18 protein-coding genes and 1 tRNA gene are annotated in these 18,364 nt (G+C 72.2%); 7 read left to right on the top strand and 12 right to left on the bottom strand.

Annotated elements, in window-relative coordinates; translation table 11 throughout:
* Nucleotides 1–253: 253 nt before the first annotated feature.
* The 8 genes from def to AB0C62_RS04150 all read right to left on the bottom strand — a co-directional run bounded on the left by def (nt 254) and on the right by AB0C62_RS04150 (nt 7,667).
* A complete protein-coding gene (def, locus tag AB0C62_RS04185) occupies nt 254–904 on the bottom strand; it encodes a peptide deformylase (RefSeq protein WP_362969529.1) in 651 nt (216 codons plus the stop codon).
* Nucleotides 905–963: 59 nt separating this feature from the next.
* On the bottom strand, nt 964–1,944 hold the full coding sequence (locus AB0C62_RS04180) for a hypothetical protein (protein WP_081219330.1): 981 nt from the start codon (nt 1,942–1,944) through the stop codon (nt 964–966).
* 153 nt (nt 1,945–2,097) lie between these two features.
* Complete coding sequence (locus AB0C62_RS04175) at nt 2,098–3,279, bottom strand: HD domain-containing protein (RefSeq protein WP_362969713.1); 1,182 nt, start codon at nt 3,277–3,279, stop codon at nt 2,098–2,100.
* Between the two features lie 113 nt (nt 3,280–3,392).
* Nucleotides 3,393–4,757: an HD-GYP domain-containing protein gene (locus AB0C62_RS04170; RefSeq protein ID WP_362969528.1), complete on the bottom strand. Its 1,365-nt coding sequence runs from the start codon at nt 4,755–4,757 to the stop codon at nt 3,393–3,395.
* 157 nt (nt 4,758–4,914) lie between these two features.
* Entirely contained in the window at nt 4,915–5,217 is a 303-nt protein-coding gene (gene rsrA / locus AB0C62_RS04165; RefSeq protein ID WP_081219328.1) for a mycothiol system anti-sigma-R factor, read from the bottom strand.
* Nucleotides 5,214–5,906: an RNA polymerase sigma factor SigR gene (gene sigR / locus AB0C62_RS04160; protein ID WP_266616398.1), complete on the bottom strand. Its 693-nt coding sequence runs from the start codon at nt 5,904–5,906 to the stop codon at nt 5,214–5,216. The genes rsrA and sigR overlap by 4 nt, the downstream gene beginning before the upstream one ends.
* Before the next feature lie 299 nt (nt 5,907–6,205).
* Nucleotides 6,206–6,832 carry an alpha/beta family hydrolase gene (locus AB0C62_RS04155; protein ID WP_362969712.1) on the bottom strand — a complete coding sequence of 209 codons (627 nt, stop codon included), beginning with the start codon at nt 6,830–6,832 and terminating at the stop codon, nt 6,206–6,208.
* Nucleotides 6,833–6,851: 19 nt separating this feature from the next.
* Nucleotides 6,852–7,667: an SOS response-associated peptidase gene (locus AB0C62_RS04150; RefSeq protein ID WP_362969527.1), complete on the bottom strand. Its 816-nt coding sequence runs from the start codon at nt 7,665–7,667 to the stop codon at nt 6,852–6,854.
* Between the two features lie 50 nt (nt 7,668–7,717).
* On the opposite strand from AB0C62_RS04150, the gene AB0C62_RS04145 reads away from it, so the two are divergent.
* From AB0C62_RS04145 to AB0C62_RS04130, 4 genes are all read left to right on the top strand, one after another.
* Nucleotides 7,718–8,449, top strand: a complete 732-nt coding sequence (locus tag AB0C62_RS04145) for a M50 family metallopeptidase (RefSeq protein ID WP_362969526.1) — start codon at nt 7,718–7,720, stop codon at nt 8,447–8,449.
* A 159-nt stretch (nt 8,450–8,608) separates the two neighbouring features.
* A complete protein-coding gene (gene aroA, locus AB0C62_RS04140) occupies nt 8,609–9,949 on the top strand; it encodes a 3-phosphoshikimate 1-carboxyvinyltransferase (protein WP_362969525.1) in 1,341 nt (446 codons plus the stop codon).
* Nucleotides 9,950–9,965: 16 nt separating this feature from the next.
* Nucleotides 9,966–10,979 (top strand): ribosome small subunit-dependent GTPase A, encoded by a 1,014-nt coding sequence (gene rsgA, locus AB0C62_RS04135; RefSeq protein WP_362969524.1) that lies wholly within the window; start codon nt 9,966–9,968, stop codon nt 10,977–10,979.
* Between the two features lie 124 nt (nt 10,980–11,103).
* Nucleotides 11,104–11,427 carry a multidrug efflux SMR transporter gene (locus tag AB0C62_RS04130; RefSeq protein WP_358815653.1) on the top strand — a complete coding sequence of 108 codons (324 nt, stop codon included), beginning with the start codon at nt 11,104–11,106 and terminating at the stop codon, nt 11,425–11,427.
* A 30-nt stretch (nt 11,428–11,457) separates the two neighbouring features.
* Here the strand turns inward: AB0C62_RS04130 and AB0C62_RS04125 are convergent, their stop codons facing one another.
* The gene (locus tag AB0C62_RS04125) at nt 11,458–12,066 is read right to left on the bottom strand and encodes a TetR/AcrR family transcriptional regulator (protein ID WP_362969523.1); all 609 of its coding nucleotides are present in this window, start codon (nt 12,064–12,066) and stop codon (nt 11,458–11,460) included.
* Nucleotides 12,067–12,308: 242 nt separating this feature from the next.
* Here AB0C62_RS04125 and hisN point away from each other — a divergent pair, with 242 nt between their 5' ends.
* Nucleotides 12,309–13,109 (top strand): histidinol-phosphatase, encoded by an 801-nt coding sequence (gene hisN, locus AB0C62_RS04120; protein WP_362969522.1) that lies wholly within the window; start codon nt 12,309–12,311, stop codon nt 13,107–13,109.
* A gap of 325 nt (nt 13,110–13,434) precedes the next feature.
* Nucleotides 13,435–13,827: a CBS domain-containing protein gene (locus tag AB0C62_RS04115; RefSeq protein ID WP_362969521.1), complete on the top strand. Its 393-nt coding sequence runs from the start codon at nt 13,435–13,437 to the stop codon at nt 13,825–13,827.
* A 103-nt stretch (nt 13,828–13,930) separates the two neighbouring features.
* On the opposite strand, the gene AB0C62_RS04110 is transcribed toward AB0C62_RS04115, so the two are convergent.
* Entirely contained in the window at nt 13,931–15,400 is a 1,470-nt protein-coding gene (locus tag AB0C62_RS04110; protein ID WP_362969520.1) for a catalase, read from the bottom strand.
* A 125-nt stretch (nt 15,401–15,525) separates the two neighbouring features.
* On the opposite strand from AB0C62_RS04110, the gene AB0C62_RS04105 reads away from it, so the two are divergent.
* Nucleotides 15,526–15,942: a Fur family transcriptional regulator gene (locus AB0C62_RS04105; RefSeq protein WP_358815649.1), complete on the top strand. Its 417-nt coding sequence runs from the start codon at nt 15,526–15,528 to the stop codon at nt 15,940–15,942.
* A gap of 167 nt (nt 15,943–16,109) precedes the next feature.
* On the opposite strand, the gene AB0C62_RS04100 is transcribed toward AB0C62_RS04105, so the two are convergent.
* Both AB0C62_RS04100 and AB0C62_RS04095 read right to left on the bottom strand, forming a co-directional pair.
* Nucleotides 16,110–16,183: transfer RNA gene (locus AB0C62_RS04100), tRNA-Met, on the bottom strand.
* A gap of 221 nt (nt 16,184–16,404) precedes the next feature.
* Nucleotides 16,405–18,255, bottom strand: a complete 1,851-nt coding sequence (locus tag AB0C62_RS04095) for a tetratricopeptide repeat protein (protein ID WP_362969519.1) — start codon at nt 18,253–18,255, stop codon at nt 16,405–16,407.
* Nucleotides 18,256–18,364 lie beyond the last annotated feature (109 nt).

Genomic DNA, 18,364 nt, shown 5'->3' with positions numbered 1-18,364 from the left:
CTGACCGTTCTGGGAACGGATTTGCTCCATTCACTACCTCAAGGTGCCGAGAATCTCCCCTTGTGTGACTGAATCTGGATCACCGGGAGAGCACAAGGGAGCGAACGTGCGACGTACATACGAACGGTGCCTGGTCAGGAGGTTCACCTGACCAGGCACCGTTCGGGCCGGCCCACGAGGAGCCGCGCGTCCCGCCTGTCAATTTCTGTCACAGCCGTACGGGACGGCCGGAGACGTGCTACGTCAGCGGTGGTCAGTCGTTCGCGACGATCTCGTAGCGCGGTTCGTTCTCGGCCATCTGCCGCAGGGCGTCCTTGCGTTCACGCTTGGAGAGCCGGTCGATGTACAGGTAGCCGTACAGGTGGTCCGTCTCGTGCTGGAGGCAGCGCGCGAAGTAGCCCGTACCGCGCACCCGGACCGGGTTGCCCTTCTCGTCCTGACCGGTGACCTCGGCGTAGTCGGGGCGGGCCAGCGGCGCGTACGCCGTGGGCACGGACAGGCAGCCCTCGTTGCTCTCGTCGAGCTGACGCTGCTCGGCCGGCAGGTCGACGAGCTTCGGGTTGCAGACCACACCGACGTGCCGGGTGCCCTGGTCGTCCTGGCAGTCGTAGACGAAGACCTTCAGGTCGACGCCGATCTGGTTGGCGGCCAGGCCCACGCCCTCGGCGGCGCGCTGGCTCGCGAACATGTCGGCGATCAGCCGGTCCAGCTCGTCACCGAAGTCGGTGACGTCCTTGCACTCCTTGTGCAGCACCGGGTTGCCGACCACCGTGATCGGCCGCGAGGTACCGCGCTCGCGGTAGGCCGACTCGCGCTCCTCGGCCTCCTCGGTGTCGATGACGTAGCCGTCGTCGTCCACGGGAAGCACGCCCACGTGCTGCTGATCGGTGTCCTGCTGGGCCATGACGACGTACGCCTTCCTCAAACCTTCGGAAAATTCTGCGGGTACAGCCTAAGGGGACCTCAGCAGACCTCTTCCAGGTCCCGCCAGTCCCGGGAATCCGGGCTGTCCGCCACCCAGCCGTCCAGCAGCCCGCGCACCAGCGAGGCGGGCGCCGCGAGCCCGCACTCCCGCTCGGGCACCCACAGCTGCCCGTCGGTGCGGTGCCCCAGCGGGCCCGGATGCCCCGGCTCACTGTGGTCGTGCGGGTCCAGGTGCTCTCCGTCGCCCTCGTCGGACGGCATCCGTGACTCGGAGCACATCCGGCACAGCAGCCGCACGGACGAGGACCAGTCCTCGGCGGCGAACCCCGCGTCGGCGGCGAGCTGCTCCAGCGCGTCCCGGTCGTCCTCGGTCGCCGCCTCCAGCAGGACGACCCACGTGGGCACCGGTGAGGGGGCCCACAGCTCGATCTCGTCGAAGACCGGATAGGAGTGGCCCGCCGCGGTCGTCCGCTCGCCGTGCGGAACGCCGTCGTGCAGCACGACCTCGCCCCAGCGGCGCCCGGAGGACGGCAGCGGGATCGACAGCACCTCGATACGGGCGGGGTCCAGCCGCCGCCCCCACACGACCTCGGCCTCGCCCTCGGGCGACAGCCGGACGGCCGCGCTGCCGAGGTCCATGCCCACCGGCTCACCCGAGACGGCGGCCCCGCCGGGCACCCGCAGCCCGTACGCCTGCCAGGCACGGCGGGCCAGCGGCCAGTCCTGGAGGGCGGTGGCCGCGATCCCGACGTTCCACCAGTCGGGTGCGCCGGTCTCCCGGTCGAGCAGCGCGACGGCCCGCAGGCCCGCCGCCCGTGCCTGCTCCCAGTCGTGCCGGAACTTGTGCAGCAGCGCCAGGTTGAACCAGGACTCGGACAGCCAGGGCTCCAGGTCCGCGGCCCGCGTCAGCAGCGCTCCCGCGTCCTCGTACCGGCCGTCGCCGATGAGCGTGAACGCACGATCGGTGGCCTGCCGCCATGAGGCGGAGGGCCGGTGTCGTCCCTTGCCGAAGATCCTCACGATTCCCGCCTGCCAGTTCCTTGCGTTTCCCGCCTGCCGGTTCTTTGAAGAGTCCCTTGAAGACAGTGCGGGCCCGGGCAGGCCCGTACCCCCGAACACCCTCTTCCTCGCATCCAACCACGTACCGTCGGACGGCCGCTCATTACCCATGGGTTACCCAGCCCAGGGCAAGGTCAGACCGGGTCGTGACAGGACCCGGGCCAGCGACTCCACGACCTCGGGCTGGTAGTCGCGGGCCGTCGCGAGCCGCAGCTTCTCCAGGGCCGTCAGCGGCCCTCCGGGCCCTGCTTCCCGGGCCATCTCCTCGTATGCGTTCACGGCGCGGACGATGCGCGCGGTGACGGGCTGCTCCCGGTACGGATCCGCCTGCCGCTCCACCACCACGGCGACCCCGGCGTCCACCCCGGTCTGCCGGACGACGGCGCCCCCGAGCAGCGCGATCCGCCGCTGCTCGGCCGGCGGGAGACCGGCGGTCGCCCCGGCCGGCACGGGGTCGACCAGGCTGAGCTGTCCGATGTCGTGCATCAGCGCCGCGTACTCCAGGACGGTGAGGTCGGGTTCGGACAGGCCCAGCTCGCGGCCGACGGCCCGGCTGAGGGCGGCCACCCGCCGGGCGTGCCCGGCCGGGGTGTACCCGGCGATCTCGGTCGCCCGGGCGAGCGACGCGATCGTCTGCCGGTAGGTGACCCGCACCGCCGCGTACCGCCGGAAGGAGAGCTGGGTGAGCAGCAGCGGCAGCGAGAAGACGGGCAGTGCCCACAGCCCGACCACCGCGACCGCGAGCGACATGACGGCCCCGGTCGCGCACACCGCCGAGCCGATCCCGAGGGTGGCCCGCAGTTCGTCACGCAGCAGCGGCCCGAACGGCCAGCGGGTCCGCGCGTGCGCCGTCGCCGCCGCGAGTACGGCGTCCCACAGCGTCGTGAGCACGAGCAGCGCGACGAGCAGCAGGGCGACCGCGGGCCCTCCCCACGCCGGCAACCTGCCCTGGTTGTAGAGGGGTTGGAAGCAGACGGCGGCGAAGGCGACGGTGAGGACGCGCCGGGCGAGGTGGTCGAGGGTGGGTCCGCGTCCCCGGGCGACATGCGGGACGCAGCCGATCAGGGCCGCCGCGACGACCACGGCGACGACCTGGAGGACGCCGTGTCCGGTGCGCTGGCCCGCGTTCTCGCCGAGCAGCGCGTACGCGAGGGCTCCGGCGGCTCCGAGGGGCGCCGACTCCCGTTCCTCGGCTCCGCTCCAGCGGGCCAGCTCGCCGACGGCGATGAGCACGCCGAAGGCCAGCGCCGTACCGCGGTCGTCGAGCCCGTCCCAGAGGGTGACGCCGAGGGCCAGGACGGCGAGGAGGAGGGCGAGGGCGCGTACGGCGGTGATCGTGGCGGGCGGTGCCACGGCCGACGGGAAGCGTGCGGGACGCGCGGGCAGCCCGTGCCGGGGTGCGGCGGTGGTCACGGCGCCCCCCGGCCGAGGGCGTCGGAGGCGTGCGGGGAGGCCGGTCCGGCGCCCGCGACAGCGGGTGGGCCGACGTCCGCGGTGACCGCCGGATGCCAGCCGTGCCGGCCGAGCGCCCGCACCAGCGCCGCGACCATTCCGGGGTCGAACTGCGCCCCCGCGCACCGCTCCAGCTCCTCCAGGGCCGCCGGCACCGGCCGGGCCCTGCGGTAGGACCGGGTGGAGGTCATCGCGTCGAAGGCGTCGGCGACGGCCACCACCCGGGCGAACTCGGGGATCTGCGCACCGCTCAGACCGTACGGATATCCGCTGCCGTCCAGCCGTTCGTGGTGGTGCAGGATCGCCGAGCGGGCCTCGCCGAGGAACGCGATCCCGCGGACCATCTCGTGCCCGTACTCGGGGTGCAGTTCGATGATCCGGCGTTCGTCGGGGGTCAGCGGGCCGTCCTTGCGCAGCAGCCGGGTGGGCACACCGAGCTTGCCGACGTCGTGCAGGATCCCGGCGAACCGGAGTCCCTCGACGCGGTCGGCGTCCATGCCGAGTTCGCGGGCGATCATCATGGACGCCTGGCCCACCCGCTCGCTGTGTCCGCGGGTGTAGCCGTCCTTGATGTCGACGGCCTGGACGAGGGCGCGGATGGTGGCCTGGTGGGCGGCGCGTTCCCGGTGGTACTGGGCGAAGACCCAGCAGGACACGTACATGGGGAGGAGCACGAGCAGGGCGGCGACGGGGCCGTACGGACTGCGCCAGAGCACCGCCATCATCAGTCCGGCCAGCCCGTGCGCGGCGACGGGGGCCAGCGAGCGGGCGAAGAGGCCGCGCCAGGCGGTGCGCAGCGGCGCCCGTTCGGCGAGCGCGAGGATGCCGCCGTCGAGGACGGCGAGTACGGCGCAGAAGGTGAGGACGGCGGCGCCCGCGGGCAGCAGCGCGTAGGGGAAACGGGGCGTGGCGACCGCGGCAGGGCCGCCGAGCGAGCCGTACGCCCGGGAGGCCGCCCAGACGGCGACGGCGAGCTGGGCGGCGCGCCAGACGCGGCGGGGGGTGCGCGGTCGCTGGTCGACGCGGGCGAGCAGGGCTCCGGGCAGCGCGACGAGGGCGGCGGCGGACGGGGGCAGCAGGAAGGCGCCGGCCAGCAGGACGGGGAGGAAGGTGCCCATGCCCTGGGCGGTCTCGGCGCCGGGTGACCCGGCGGCGCGCGGCCCGCGTGGCGGCGGGACGTGGTCGCAGCCGGCGTAGAGCGCGGCGAGCAGGGCGACGATCCACCAGGGGACGCGGAGGTCCGGCACGGGGGCGAGGCAGGCGAGCGCCGCGAGAACGACGCAGGCCACGTACACCCGGGCTCCCGCCGGAACCGAACCCATCTCCTCGTCCCTCCCCCGGTCTCAGGCTCCGGAGCCTAGGACGGGGAAAGCGGCATGTGGACGGGTATGCACGAATCCGCGGGCCGGGAGCCCGCGGATTAGCACGTTCGGGTGACGGACGGACGGTCTTTCGGTGTCCGAGACGGTCGCGCCGGGGTCAGGACTCCCGGGCCGTCGCGGTCACGTCGTGGTCGGGAACGGCCTGCCCCGAGCGGATCAGGTCGATGCGTCCCATGACCTTGGCCCGCAGATCGGTGGGCACGTCGTCATGACCGCAGCACCGCTTCACGAGCTTCTTGACGGCCTGTTCGAGGCCGTACTTCTCCAGGCACGGAGAGCACTCCTCGAAATGGACCTCGAACTTGGTGCAGTCCGCGTCCGGCATCTCATGATCGAGGAACTCGTAGAGATGATCGAGTACCTCACTGCAATCCGTCTCGTGCGGCTCTCCGCAGCTCATGAGCCCGAGCCTTTCGCTTCGTTCGACTCTCCGGCGCCCGCGGGAACCAGCCCGCGGTCACGGGCGTAGTCCTCCAGCATGCCGCGCAGTTGGCGACGGCCCCGGTGCAGCCGGGACATCACCGTTCCGATGGGTGTCCCCATGATGTCCGCGATCTCCTTGTACGCAAAGCCCTCTACGTCCGCGAGATACACGGCGATGCGGAATTCCTCGGGAATCGCCTGCAGCGCCTGCTTGACGTCCGAGTCGGGCAGGTGGTCGAGCGCCTGCGACTCGGCGGAGCGCAGTCCCGTCGACATGTGCGACTCGGCCCGCGCGAGCTGCCAGTCCTCGATCTCCTCGGCCGCGCTGCGCTGGGGTTCGCGCTGCTTCTTGCGGTACGAGTTGATGAAGGTGTTGGTGAGAATGCGGTACAGCCACGCCTTGAGGTTGGTGCCCTCACGGAACTGGTGGAAGGACGCGTACGCCTTGGCGTACGTCTCCTGCACCAGGTCCTCGGCGTCGGCCGGGTTGCGCGTCATGCGCAGGGCGGCCGAGTACATCTGGTCGAGGAATTCGAGCGCGTCCCGCTCGAAGCGCGCGGTGCGCTCGGCGGACGATTCCGCCGTCGCGTCGCTCGTGCCCTGGCCCTCGGGCTGCTCCGCCTGGCCGTTATCGGTCCCTGCGTCGGTCCCAGTGACCGGACCCACCTCCTCCAGCGATGTAGCGAGACCGAGACCGGTCCCACTGGAATCGGAGAATAGACGACCTTCGGTCGGGGCGGCTTGCCCAGCCGCCGGGGAGGGACGTACATCCTGGCCGCCCGGTGTCCGAACCGGAGTGTTCTTACCCGCGTGCAGCACCGTCCAGTCAAGGTCAGCGCGGCTGCTGCGGCTCGGGCAGAAGGTCGAACCCATGCGGCGGACTTCCTCTCGTACGAACGGTCCAGCACGCGCTCCGTGCTGTCTGATCCGCACAACAGTGGTCCGTCACGCAACATTCCCGGGCATCACCCGAGTGACGCGGACCACCGCACGACGCCGTCCGTGACGATCTCCAGCGCCTCCTCCTGGCCGAGCGGCGCCCTCTTCGGTACGGCGAAGCCGTGGTCCGCGTACGCCACCTCGACCAGTTCGAACGAGCCGTCCGGGAACTCCTGCGGTCGGCCGAACGGGTCGTTGCCGCCCTGGACGACGAGCGTGGGCACCCTGGAGCCGAGCAGTTCGTCCGCCCGGGACTTCTCCGGCCTGCCCGGCGGGTGCAGCGGAAAGCTGAGGGCGAGGACGGCGGCGGCGCCGAGCTCGGACGCGGTGCGGCAGGCGACGCGGGCGCCCGCGCTGCGGCCGCCGGAGATCACCGGCAGTCCGGGTTTCGCGAGGGCCGGCCACACCCCGCGCCAGCCGACGTCCAGCGTCTTCGGCGCGGGCGCCACCTTCTTGCCGGCCACCCGCCAGGGCTGTTCGACGAGGGCGACGCTGACCCCGTGCCCGGGGAGCACCTCGGCGAGCGCCCGGAGGTCCCTGGCCTCGATGCCGCCGCCCGCGCCGTGGCTCACGGCGAGAAGGAGCCGCGGGTCCGCCGCCCGGTGCCAGGTGACGCGGGCCGGGCCGGCGTCCGTCTCGATCGTCTCGCTCACACTGTTGATCTCGGTCACGTCAGAAGAGTGTGCCCTCCTCGGGCCCCTCCAGCTCCTTCAGCAGCTCCGGTCCGTTGTTGCGGACGTTGCTGACCGCCGTGGACACGGGGAACGCGCGCATCAGTCCGGTGGGCGGCGGGGCGAGCAGGTCACGCAGGGCGTCCGGGTCCGTGCCGGCCGGGTCGAGCCAGCTGTCCCAGAGGTCCGGGGTGAGCATCAGGGGCATCCGGGGGTGGATGTCGGCCAGCGCCCGCGGGCCCTCGTCGGGCGCCGCCGCGAGCGGCGTGGTCTCCGCCTCGGTCGTGATCACCGAGCAGGTCACCCACCAGGCCAGTGGGTGCTCGTCCGGCAGGGTCCGGTCCCGCCAGAACTCGTAGAGCCCGGCCATCGCGAAGACCGAGCCGTCCGCCGGGGTCACGAAGTACGGCTGCTTGCGCGGCCGCTTCTTCTTGCCCTCGACCTCCAGGTCGCGCTCGGCGGTGCCGGTGACCCACTCGTAGTAGCCGTCGGCCGGGACGATGCAGCGCCGCGAGGTGAAGGCCCGGCGGTACGAGGGCTTCTCGTGCACCGTCTCGGCCCGCGCGTTGATCATCCGGGCGCCGCCCTCGGGTGTCTTGGCCCAGGACGGTACGAGCCCCCACTTCAGCTTGCGCAGCTGGCGAACCGGCCTCGGGCTGTCCGCGTCCTTAACAGGACGGTCGAGGACGGCGTAGACCTCCTTCGTCGGGGCCACGTTGTAGTCGGGAGCCAGAGTCTCCTCGACGTCCCACTTCTCGATCTCGAAGATTCCTGCGAGATCCTCGGGTCGACGACTCGCCGCATACCGTCCGCACATACGTGCCAGACTGCCAGACTCCGCGTCACGAGAGGGAGCCCCCGCCCACCATGGACAGCACCGCATCCACCTCGCTGGCCTCCCTCAGCACGCTGTGGGACGAGGTCTTCGGCAGCCAGCCGGACCCCGATCTGTGGGTGGTGATCGCCACTCTGGTCGCGGCCCTCGCGGCGGTCGTCCCGCACGGGGTGTGGCGCCTCTCCCGCAACGCCGTGACCATCGCGCACGAGGGCGGCCACGGACTGGTCGCGCTGCTCACCGGCCGCAGCCTGAGCGGCATCCGGCTGCACTCCGACACCAGTGGCCTGACCGTGAGCCGCGGCAAGCCGACCGGCCTGGGCATGATCCTGACGGCCGCGGCGGGCTACACCGCTCCCCCGCTGCTCGGCCTCGGCGGCGCGGCCCTCCTCGCCGCCGGACACATCACCCTGCTGCTGTGGCTGGCCACGGCCCTGCTGATAGCCATGCTGGTGATGATCCGCAACGCGTACGGCGCGCTGACCGTGATCCTCGCCGGCGGAACGTTCGTGATGGTGTCCTGGCTCACCGGACCCCAGGTGCAGGCGGCGTTCGCGTACGCCGTGGTGTGGTTCCTGCTTCTCGGCGGTGTCCGGCCGGCCTTCGAGCTCCAGGCGAAGCGGATGCGCGGCAACGCGGGCGACTCGGACGCCGACCAGTTGTCGCGGCTCACCCACGTACCGGCGGGGCTGTGGCTGTTCCTGTTCCACGCCGTGTCGTTGTGCGCGCTGATGGGCGGCGCGCGGTGGCTGCTGGAGGTGTGAGCCGGCCGACCGGCCCCTCGCCGGCGCTGAGGGGTCCCGAGCTGCGGCGCGGCCGTCCGCGACGACCCGGGCACGGGGCCCTCCCCGGGCCCGTCCGACGGGGTCTTCGGCCGCGACGGACCAACGGCAGCCCGGCCTCCAGCCGATAAAGTGGAGCGCATGACCGCGAACCCCGCCCACACCGCCCTCTGGCCCGCCCCGTACGCAAGCGGAGCCGTCGACGCGACGGTCCACGTGCCGGGGTCCAAGTCGGTCACCAACCGCGCTCTCGTGCTGGCCGCACTGGCCTCCGAGCCGGGCTGGCTGCGCCGCCCGCTGCGTTCCCGCGACACCCTGCTGATGGCGGGCGCGCTGCGCGCCATGGGCGTGGGCATCGAGGAGACGGTCGCCTCCAGCTCCACCGTCGCGGCGGGCCCGGACGCCTCCGGCGAGGCCTGGCGGATCATCCCCTCGGGCCTGCGCGGCCCGGCCACGGTCGACGTCGGCAACGCCGGCACCGTCATGCGTTTCCTGCCCCCGGTCGCCGCGCTCGCGGACGGCCCCATCCGGTTCGACGGCGACCCGCGGTCCTACGAGCGTCCGCTGCACGGAGTGATCGACGCGCTGCGGCTGCTCGGCGCCCGCATCGACGACAACGACCGCGGCGCGCTGCCGCTGACCGTGCACGGCCAGGGCTCCCTGGACGGCGGCCCGGTGGAGATCGACGCCTCGTCGTCCTCCCAGTTCGTGTCCGCCCTGCTGCTCTCGGCGCCGCGCTTCAACCAGGGCGTCGAGGTCCGGCACACCGGCTCGACGCTCCCCTCCATGCCGCACATCCGGATGACCGTCGACATGCTGCGCGCGGTCGGCGCCCAGGTGGACACCCCGGAGTCGGGCGGCGAGCCGAACGTGTGGCGGGTGACGCCGGGCGCGCTGCTCGGCCGCGACCTGATCGTCGAGCCCGACCTGTCGAACGCCCAGCCGTTCCTCGCCGCGGCCCTCGTGACCGGCGGCACGGTCGTCGTGCCCGACTGGCCGGCCCACACCACCCAGCCCGGTGACCGGCTGCGGGAGATCTTCACCGAGATGGGTGGTTCCTGCGAACTCACCGAGAGCGGACTGGAGTTCACCGGTTCGGGTGCTGTCCACGGGATCGACGTGGACCTCGGCGAGGTCGGTGAGCTGACCCCGGGCATCGCGGCGGTCGCGGCGCTCGCCGACTCGCCCTCCACCCTGCGGGGCGTGGCCCACCTGCGGCTGCACGAGACGGACCGGCTGGCCGCGCTCACCAAGGAGATCAACGAACTCGGCGGCGACGTCACCGAGACCGCCGACGGTCTGCACATCCGGCCGCGCCGGCTGCACGGCGGCGTCTTCCACACGTACGACGACCACCGCATGGCGACGGCCGGCACGATCCTCGGGCTGGCGGTGGAGGGCGTCCAGATCGAGAACGTGGCGACGACCGCGAAGACCCTGCCGGACTTCCCCGACCTGTGGACCGGAATGCTCGGGAACTGACGGGCGGACCTGGATCATGCGCCGTTACAACAAGAACACCGACGAGGACGACATCCGCCAGCGGCCGAACCGCAAGGGCAACCGTCCGCGGACGAACATCCGCCCCAAGCACGAGGAAGCCGTCGAGGGCATGGTCCTCACGGTCGACCGCGGGCGGCTGACCTGCCTGGTCGACGACCGGATCGTGATGGCGATGAAGGCCCGCGAACTGGGCCGCAAGGCCGCCGTCGTCGGCGACCGGGTGGCCATCGTCGGCGACCTGTCCGGTGAGAAGGACACGCTCGCCCGTATCGTCCGCATCGAGCCGCGCACCTCCGTACTGCGCCGCACGGCCGACGACGACGACCCCTTCGAGCGCGTGGTCGTCGCCAACGCCGACCAGCTCGCCATCGTCACCGCCCTCGCCGACCCCGAGCCCCGCCCCCGGCTGATCGACCGCTGTCTGGTGGCGGCCTTCGACGGCGGCCTCACCCCGCTCCTCGTCCTGACGAAGTCGGACCTCGCGCCGCCGGACAAGTTCCTGGAGCTGTACGGCGCGCTGGACATCCCGTACGTGGTGACCAGCCGCGAGGAGTTGCAGAGCGAGGCAGCGGCCGACCTGGTGCGGGAACAACTGGTCGGCAGGATCACGGCGTTCGTCGGCCACTCGGGCGTCGGCAAGACGACCCTGGTGAACGCGCTGGTGCCGCCGGAGCAGCGCCGGACGACCGGTCACGTCAACGCGGTCACCGGCCGCGGCCGGCACACCACGACCTCCGCGCTGGCCCTGCCGCTGGCGGGCAAGGAGGGCGGATGGCTCGTCGACACCCCCGGCGTCCGGTCCTTCGGCCTGAACCACGTCGACCCGTCCCGGGTCATCCACGCCTTCCCCGACCTCGAACCCGGCACCGAGGGCTGTCCGCGCGCGTGCAGCCACGACGAGCCGGAGTGCGCGCTCGACCAGTGGGTGGCGGACGGTCACGCGGATCCGCAGCGGCTCTACTCGCTGCGCCGGCTGCTCGCCACCCGGGAGCGCCACGAGGGCGACTGACGTCGGCGTGTTTGCGTGGGTCCGTGGTCGGTAAGGGCTTCTCCCGGCCGTTGAATGCATAATCGCACCGAGCCGGATCCGGACCAGCCAAGGCAGTCGACGTGCGGACAAGGGAGGACACGACATGGCGTGGCTGCTGGTCGTTGTGGCGGGACTGCTCGAAACCGGCTTCGCCGTCTGTCTGAAGCTCTCGCACGGCTTCACCAGACTCTGGCCCACCGTGGCCTTCTGCGTCTTCGCCCTCGGCAGCTTCGGGCTGCTGACGCTGTCCCTGAAGAAGCTCGACGTCGGGCCGGCGTACGCGGTGTGGACGGGGATCGGCGCGGCGGGCACCGCCATCTACGGCATGATCTTCCTCGACGACCTGGTCTCGGTCCTCAAGATCGTCTCGATCAGCTTCGTCATCATGGGCGTCATCGGCCTCCAGCTGTCGGGTTCGGCCCAATGAGGCTTCGAGCGCGAGACACCCCGGCCGACTTCAGAGCCCGTGCCGCAGCGACGGCGCCAGAGCGGCCTTGACCAGGTCCGTGGCCCCGCCCTCGGCGGGCGGCGCGATCACGCACGACAGCCCGAGCCGGACGACGAGTTCGCACGACCGCGTGACCTCGGCGGCCTCCGCCCGGGAGACACCGAGGGTGGCGACGGCCCGGTCCCTCACCAGCGCCACGAAGTCCGCGGGCGAGGGCAGCGGCCCGTCCGCCCGCCGCTGCGCGGGCACCACGGACGCGGACGGTACGGCGGACAGGCCGGGCGAGGGCAGCCGTTCGGCCCAGCACCCGGTGAGCATCGCCCGCACGAGCGCGTTGCTGCGCGCCGCCGAGGCCGTCCACTCGACGGCCGCGACCAGCCGGTCCCGGGCGTCCGTGTGGGTGGCGAGCGCCCGGTCGACCCCGGCGAGATAGGCGTCGGCCTCCCGGCGTACGAGAGCGCGCGCGAGGCCGTCCTTGCTCCCGAACTCGTTGTAGAGCGTCTGGCGTGACACCCCCGCCACGGCGGCCACGTCGACCATCCGCACGGCCGACCACGCTCTGCGCGCCAGCGCCGTGTAGGCGGCGTCCAAGAGGGATTCTCGCGCTGCGGGCATCATCGCCTCCCTGGGGCGAGCGGCTCTGCAGCCAGATTTGACGCGCACGGAAGCACTGTCAAGGGTCCGCGGCGTCTCCGGCGGGTTCACCGCGTGTACGGAGGGCGCACGCAGCCGGACCGCACGCGTCCCCGCCCGGCCGCACGCCCCCGACCCTCAGGCCGACGAACTCTGCCGGCGCGGGCAGCGGATCATCCTCCGGTCCCCTGTAGCCCCGTCCCGACGCGGACAGATACGGTTCGGTCATGCCCGACTATCTCGATGACCTGCGGCTCGCCCATGTCCTCGCGGACGCCGCCGACGCCGCGACGATGGACCGGTTCAAGGCGCTCGACCTGAAGGTCGAGACCAAGCCGGACATGACGCCGGTGAGCGAGGCGGACAAGGCCGCCGAGGAGATCATCCGCGGGCATCTCCAGCGGGCCAGGCCGCGCGACGCGGTCCTCGGCGAGGAGTACGGCGTCGAGGGCACCGGCCCGCGCCGCTGGGTCGTGGACCCGATCGACGGCACCAAGAACTACGTCCGCGGCGTCCCCGTCTGGGCGACGCTGATCTCCCTGATGGAGGCGGCGGAGGGCGGCTACCAGCCGGTCGTCGGCCTGGTCTCCGCGCCCGCGCTCGGCCGCCGCTGGTGGGCGGCGAAGGGCCACGGCGCCTTCACCGGCCGCAGCCTGTCCTCCGCGAGCCGGCTGCGGGTCTCCAGCGTGTCCCGGATGTCCGACGCCTCGTTCGCGTACTCGTCGCTGTCCGGCTGGGAGGACCAGGGCCGTCTCGACGGTTTCCTCGACCTCACGAAGGCCGTCTGGCGCACCCGCGGGTACGGCGACTTCTGGCCGTACATGATGGTGGCCGAGGGCGCCGTGGACATCTGCGCCGAACCCGAGCTGTCGCTCTGGGACATGGCGGCGAACGCGATCGTGGTGACCGAGGCGGGCGGCTCCTTCACCGGACTCGACGGCCGTCCCGGCCCGCACAGCGGCAACGCGGCCGCGTCGAACGGCATCCTGCACGACGAGATGCTCGGTTACCTCAACCAGCGCTACTGACCCTGGGTGGGCGGTGGTTGACGCGGCGGCGGTGAGCGTCGGTCGACACCGCGCCGACGGGTGGCCCCGGGCCGCTCACCGGCCTTGACCCCACCCGGCGGTTCTTTACCCCGGCAGGAGACGCCGGGCGCGACTCCTGAGCAGCCCCGGTCGGCCCGGGACTGCTGAGTACTCCTCGGGCGCCCCCGAACTCACCGCACGCGCCCTCTTGTTGACCCTCCCTTTAACTGCGACTCTGAGAGCTCCCCCACTTGTGAACTTGTGAACCGTTTCTCCAGTGCCGCATCGGGAGTTCGGCGGTTCACCAAGGAGGTGGCTCCAGCCCATGCTCGTCCGCGACGCCATGAGCACGGTGGTCCTCACCATCGGCCCGACCCACACGCTCCGCCAGGCGGCCAGACTGATGTCGGCGCGCCGCGTCGGGGCGGCGGTGGTCCTCGACGAGGACTCCTCCGGCCTCGGCATCCTCACCGAGCGCGACATCCTCAACTCCCTCGCCCTGGGCCAGAATCCCGACACCGAGACCGCCTGCACCCACACCACCACCGACGTCGTCTTCGCCGCTTCCGGCTGGACCCTGGAGGAGGCCGCGTCCGCGATGACGCACGGTGGCTTCCGGCATCTGATCGTGCTCGACGACGACGGACCGGTCGGCATCGTCTCGGTCCGCGACATCATCCGCTGCTGGGCTCCGGCGCGGCAGCAGATCCCCGCCTGACCCGCGCAGGGCGGGCACGGCACGTACGACCCGGAAAACGAGCGGGCCGGAGCCCCGGGGTCACCCGGAGTTCCGGCCCGCCGCCCACGACAAGCGCCGGCCGTCAGCCGCGGAGGGCCTGGACCGCGGCGTCCAGCCGCTTGCCGAAGTCACTGTCCGCCAGGCGGAAGTTGCGCACCGCGCGCTCGGCGATGTCCTCACGGGAGACCTTGGCGATGAACCCCGCCAGGTTCTCGATCAGCCGATCCTTCTCGCCCTCGGACATCAGCCGGTAGAGGTCGCCCGCCTGCACGAAGTCGTCGTCCTCCGCGTGGACCGGGGCCGGGCCGTTCCCGGTGTGTCCGTCGACGGGGACGGGCCGCCACAGCGGCCGGTCCGTCTGGACCGGTCCGCCGAAGCTGTTCGGCTCGTAGTTCCTCGCCGCGCCGTGACGGCCGTCGTACAGCGCGCCGTCGCGCGCGTGGGTGCGCGCTTCCGCGGCGTGCGGGCGGTTCACCGGCAGATGCCCGGCGTTGATCCCGACGCGGTAGCGGTGCGCGTCCCCGTACGCGAACAGGCGCCCCTGGAGCATCTTGTCGGGCGAGGGCCCGATGCCCGGCACGAAGTGGGCCGGCGAGAAGACGCTCTGCTCCACCTCGGCGAACACGTTCTCCGGGTTGCGGTTCAGCTCCAGCCGGCCGATCTCGACGGGCGGGTAGTCCTCGTGCGGCCACACCTTGGTGAGGTCGAACGGGTTGAAGCGGTACGTCGCCGCCTCGGCCGCCGGCATGATCTGCACCTGCACGGTCCAGGACGGGAAGTCGCCGCGCTCGATGGCCTCGCGCAGGTCCCTCTGGTGGGAGTCGGGGTCCACGCCGGAGAGACGGACCGCCTCCTCGGTGGTGAGGTTCCTGATGCCCTGGTCGGTCTTGAAGTGGTACTTGACCCAGAAGACCTCGCCGGCCGCGTTGTTCCACTGGTAGGTGTGCGAGCCGTAGCCGTTCAGGTGGCGGTAGGTGGCGGGGATCCCGCGGTCACCGAAGAGCCAGGTCACCTGGTGGGTGCTCTCCGGGCTCAGACCCCAGAAGTCCCACACGTTGTCGGCCTCCTGGGAGCCCGTGTACGGGTCGCGCTTCTGCGTGTGGATGAAGTCCGGGAACTTGATGGCGTCCTTGATGAAGAACACCGGGGTGTTGTTGCCGACGAGGTCGTAGTTGCCCTCCTCGGTGTAGAACTTCAGCGCGAAGCCGCGGGGGTCGCGCACGGCGTCCGCCGAGCCGAGGTTCCCGGCCACGGTCGAGAAGCGCAGGAACGTCTCGGTCCGCTTGCCCACCTCGGAGAGGAACGCCGCCCGCGTCCACCGCGAGACGTCACGGGTCAGCGTGAACGTGCCGTACGCCCCGGCACCCCGCGCGTGGACGACGCGCTCCGGAATGCGCTCACGGTTGAAGTGCGCGAGCTTCTCCAGCAGGAGCTGGTCCTGGACGAGGACGGGCCCGCCGGCGCCCGCGGTCTCACTGTTCTGGTTGTCGGCGACCGGCGCTCCGGCCTCCGTCGTCAGCGGTCCCTGCGTCATGTGCGCCTCCAGCGTCATCCAGGCCGGCTCGACTCCCCGGCCAGTACCGAACCAGATCCTACAATGGACTTTGTCTAAGTCAATTCACCTTCCAAAGTCACACCCATTCGGGATCTGGTTCACCTGCTGTTAGGCTGATGTGTATGAGTGACCTGTTGGAACGACTGCGCGGACGCGGCTGGCGGATGACATCGCAGCGGCGTGTCGTGGCCGAGGTGCTCGACGGCGACCACGTCCATCTGACGGCCGACGAGGTGCACGCCCGGGCCGTGGCCAAGCTGCCCGAGATCTCCCGGGCGACCGTCTACAACACGCTGGGTGAGCTGGTCTCCCTGGGCGAGGTGTTGGAGGTCGCCACCGACAAGCGCGCGAAGCGGTACGACCCGAACGCGCACCGGCCGCACCACCACCTGGTCTGCGCCCAGTGCGGCGCGATCCGTGACGTCCACCCGGGCGGCGACCCGCTCGGGGACCTCCCGGACACCGAGCGCTTCGGTTTCACGGTGTCGGGTGTCGAGATGACGTACCGCGGCGTCTGCCCGAACTGCGCGGCGGCGTAACAGCGCGACACAGAGCCACACGAAAGCCCCGGCACGCCAAGCGCGCCGGGGCTTTCGACCGTCCATCGGTCAGACGGCGGTGAGACGGCGGGCGCCGGAGAAGGCGGCGCGGTTCCCGAAAACACCGAGGGCCGGAACCCTTTCGGATTCCGGCCCTCGGCCTTCAGTAGCGGGGACAGGATTTGAACCTGCGACCTCTGGGTTATGAGCCCAGCGAGCTACCGAGCTGCTCCACCCCGCGTCGTTGAACTGAACAGTACGTCACTGCTGCGGACCAGCGCAAATCAGTTGTCCGGAGAGCCACGGAGGCCGGTCGCCACAAGGAAACGGGGCACTCGGAGGCCGAGGACGCGCCCCCCGAGCCGCCCGCCTTCGCCCACGCCGGGGAGACCCCGGTGACGCCACGGGGGCCGCCCTCGGAACCGGCGACGGGACCGCGCGGGCACCCCAGGGCACGCCGCCTCAGGCGGACAGTTCCTCCCGCAGCGCGTCCCGCAGCCGGGCCGCGCGCTCGGCGACCTCCGCAGGCCCCAGGGACACCGCGCGGTCGGCCCAGCGCTGGCCCTCCGCGAGCTCCCCGCGGCGCGCGTAGACGAGGGCCAGCCGGAGCGCCGCCCGTCCGTGGCCGGCGTCGGCCGCCCGGGTCCACCAGAGCGCCGCCTCCGGCTCGCTGCCCTCACGGGCCAGCAACAGCCCGAGGTTGAAGGCGCCGTTGCGCGACCCCGCCTCGGCGGCCTCGCGGTACCAGCGGGCCGCCTCCACCACGTCGCCCCGCGCCGCGGCCAGCATCCCGACCCGCACCTGTGCGCGCCGGTGCCCCTGCGACGCCGCCCGCTCGTACCACTCCTCGCACTCGCTCTTCTCCTGCGTGGGCTCGCCCAGTTCGTGCGCGGGCGCCGGCGGGCGGCGGGCGTCGAGCACGGCGGCGAGCCGGTACGCGGCCTCGGCGCTGCCCCCTCCCGCCGCACAGCGCAGGTGCCGCTCGGCGGCCCGCTCGTCGCCCTCCCGCAGCCGCGCGATGGCGACCTGGAGCGCGGCCTCCGTGTGTCCGGCTGCGGCCGCCCGCTCGTACCACCGCAGGGCGGCGGCGTCGTCGCTGTCGGTCGCGCGTCCGGCGTGCAGGATGCCGAGGTTGAACGCGGCGTCCACGCTGCCGGCCTCCGCCGCCTTGGAGAACCAGGGCTCGGCCCCGGCCGCGTCACCGACCTGGAGCAGCAGGATCGCCAGCGCGTTCGCGGCCTCACGGTGACCGGCGTAGGCGGCGCGCCGATACCACTGCTCGGCCTGCGCGGTCCGGCCCTGCTCCACGCAGAGCAGCGCGAGGTTGTACGCGCCGTTCACGTCGCCCGCGTCCATCGCGGCGCGGTACCACCGCTCGGCGGTCTGCGTCTCACCCCGCTCGGCGTGCAGGGCACCCAGGGCGTTGGCGGCGTTCCCGTCGCCGTCCTGCGCGGCCCGCAGCCACCACACGGCGGCGCTCTCGCTGTCCCCCGCGTCGCGCAGCAGGAATCCGAGGGCGCAGGCGGCCCGCGCCTCGCCGTCCTTCGCGGACGTCAGGTACCAGCGCCCGGCCTCCTTGAGATGGCCCCGCTTCTCCAGGATGGCGCCGAGGTGCAGGGCGGCCCGTCGGTGCCCGCGCGCCGCGGCCTGCCGGTACCACTGTTCGGCGTCCTCGCCCGCCGCTCCGATGACACCGTTGTCCGCCACGGCCTGGCCCGATTCGAGGGCCTTGCGGTCGAGCGCGCGCGCCAGCCGGTAGGCGGCCTCGCGGTGCCCGCGCTCCGCGGCGGAGCGCATCCACTGCTCGGCGCCCACGTCGCCGCGGTGCTCCAGCAGGTCCGCGAGCGCGTACGCGCCCAGGGCGTGGCCCTGTTCCGCGGACTGGCGCAGCCAGTACTCGGCGGCCGGCTCGTCACCGCGCTCGCGGTGGTGCCGGCCGAGCGCGTGCGCCGCGGCCGCGCTGCCCGCGACGGCGGCGATCCGCCACCATCCGGCGGCCTCGTCGGCGTACCCGCGCTGATGCAGGAGGACACCCAGGTTGTTGGCCGCGGCACGGTCGCCCGCGGCGGTCGCCGCGCGCAACTGCGGCTCGGCCGCGTCGAGATCACCCCGGCGCAGCAGCATGGCCCCGAGGACGCTCATCGCCTCGACGTCGCCGGCCTCGGCCGCCGACCACTGGCGTGCCTCCTCGGCAGCCTCGCCGGTTTCGTCCCGGTCGGAAGGCTGCGTGAGATCCACAGGCTGCTCAAAGTCGGCAGGCTGCGCAAACCGCCCTGTATCCAACAGAGTTGCCTTGTCCCCCATAACGTCCATCGTCGCACCACCTGCAACCTGGGTACACCTGGTATACCGCAGCCAGTGAGGTCACTTCAGCGTTTTGTCGACATGCCCACAGAGAGACAAGTGAAACACAGATCCCTCA

Origin of the sequence: Streptomyces sp. NPDC048643 (assembly GCF_040650615.1) — a bacterium.
Lineage (GTDB): Bacteria > Actinomycetota > Actinomycetes > Streptomycetales > Streptomycetaceae > Streptomyces.
This window is presented reverse-complemented; position numbering and strand designations above follow the sequence as displayed.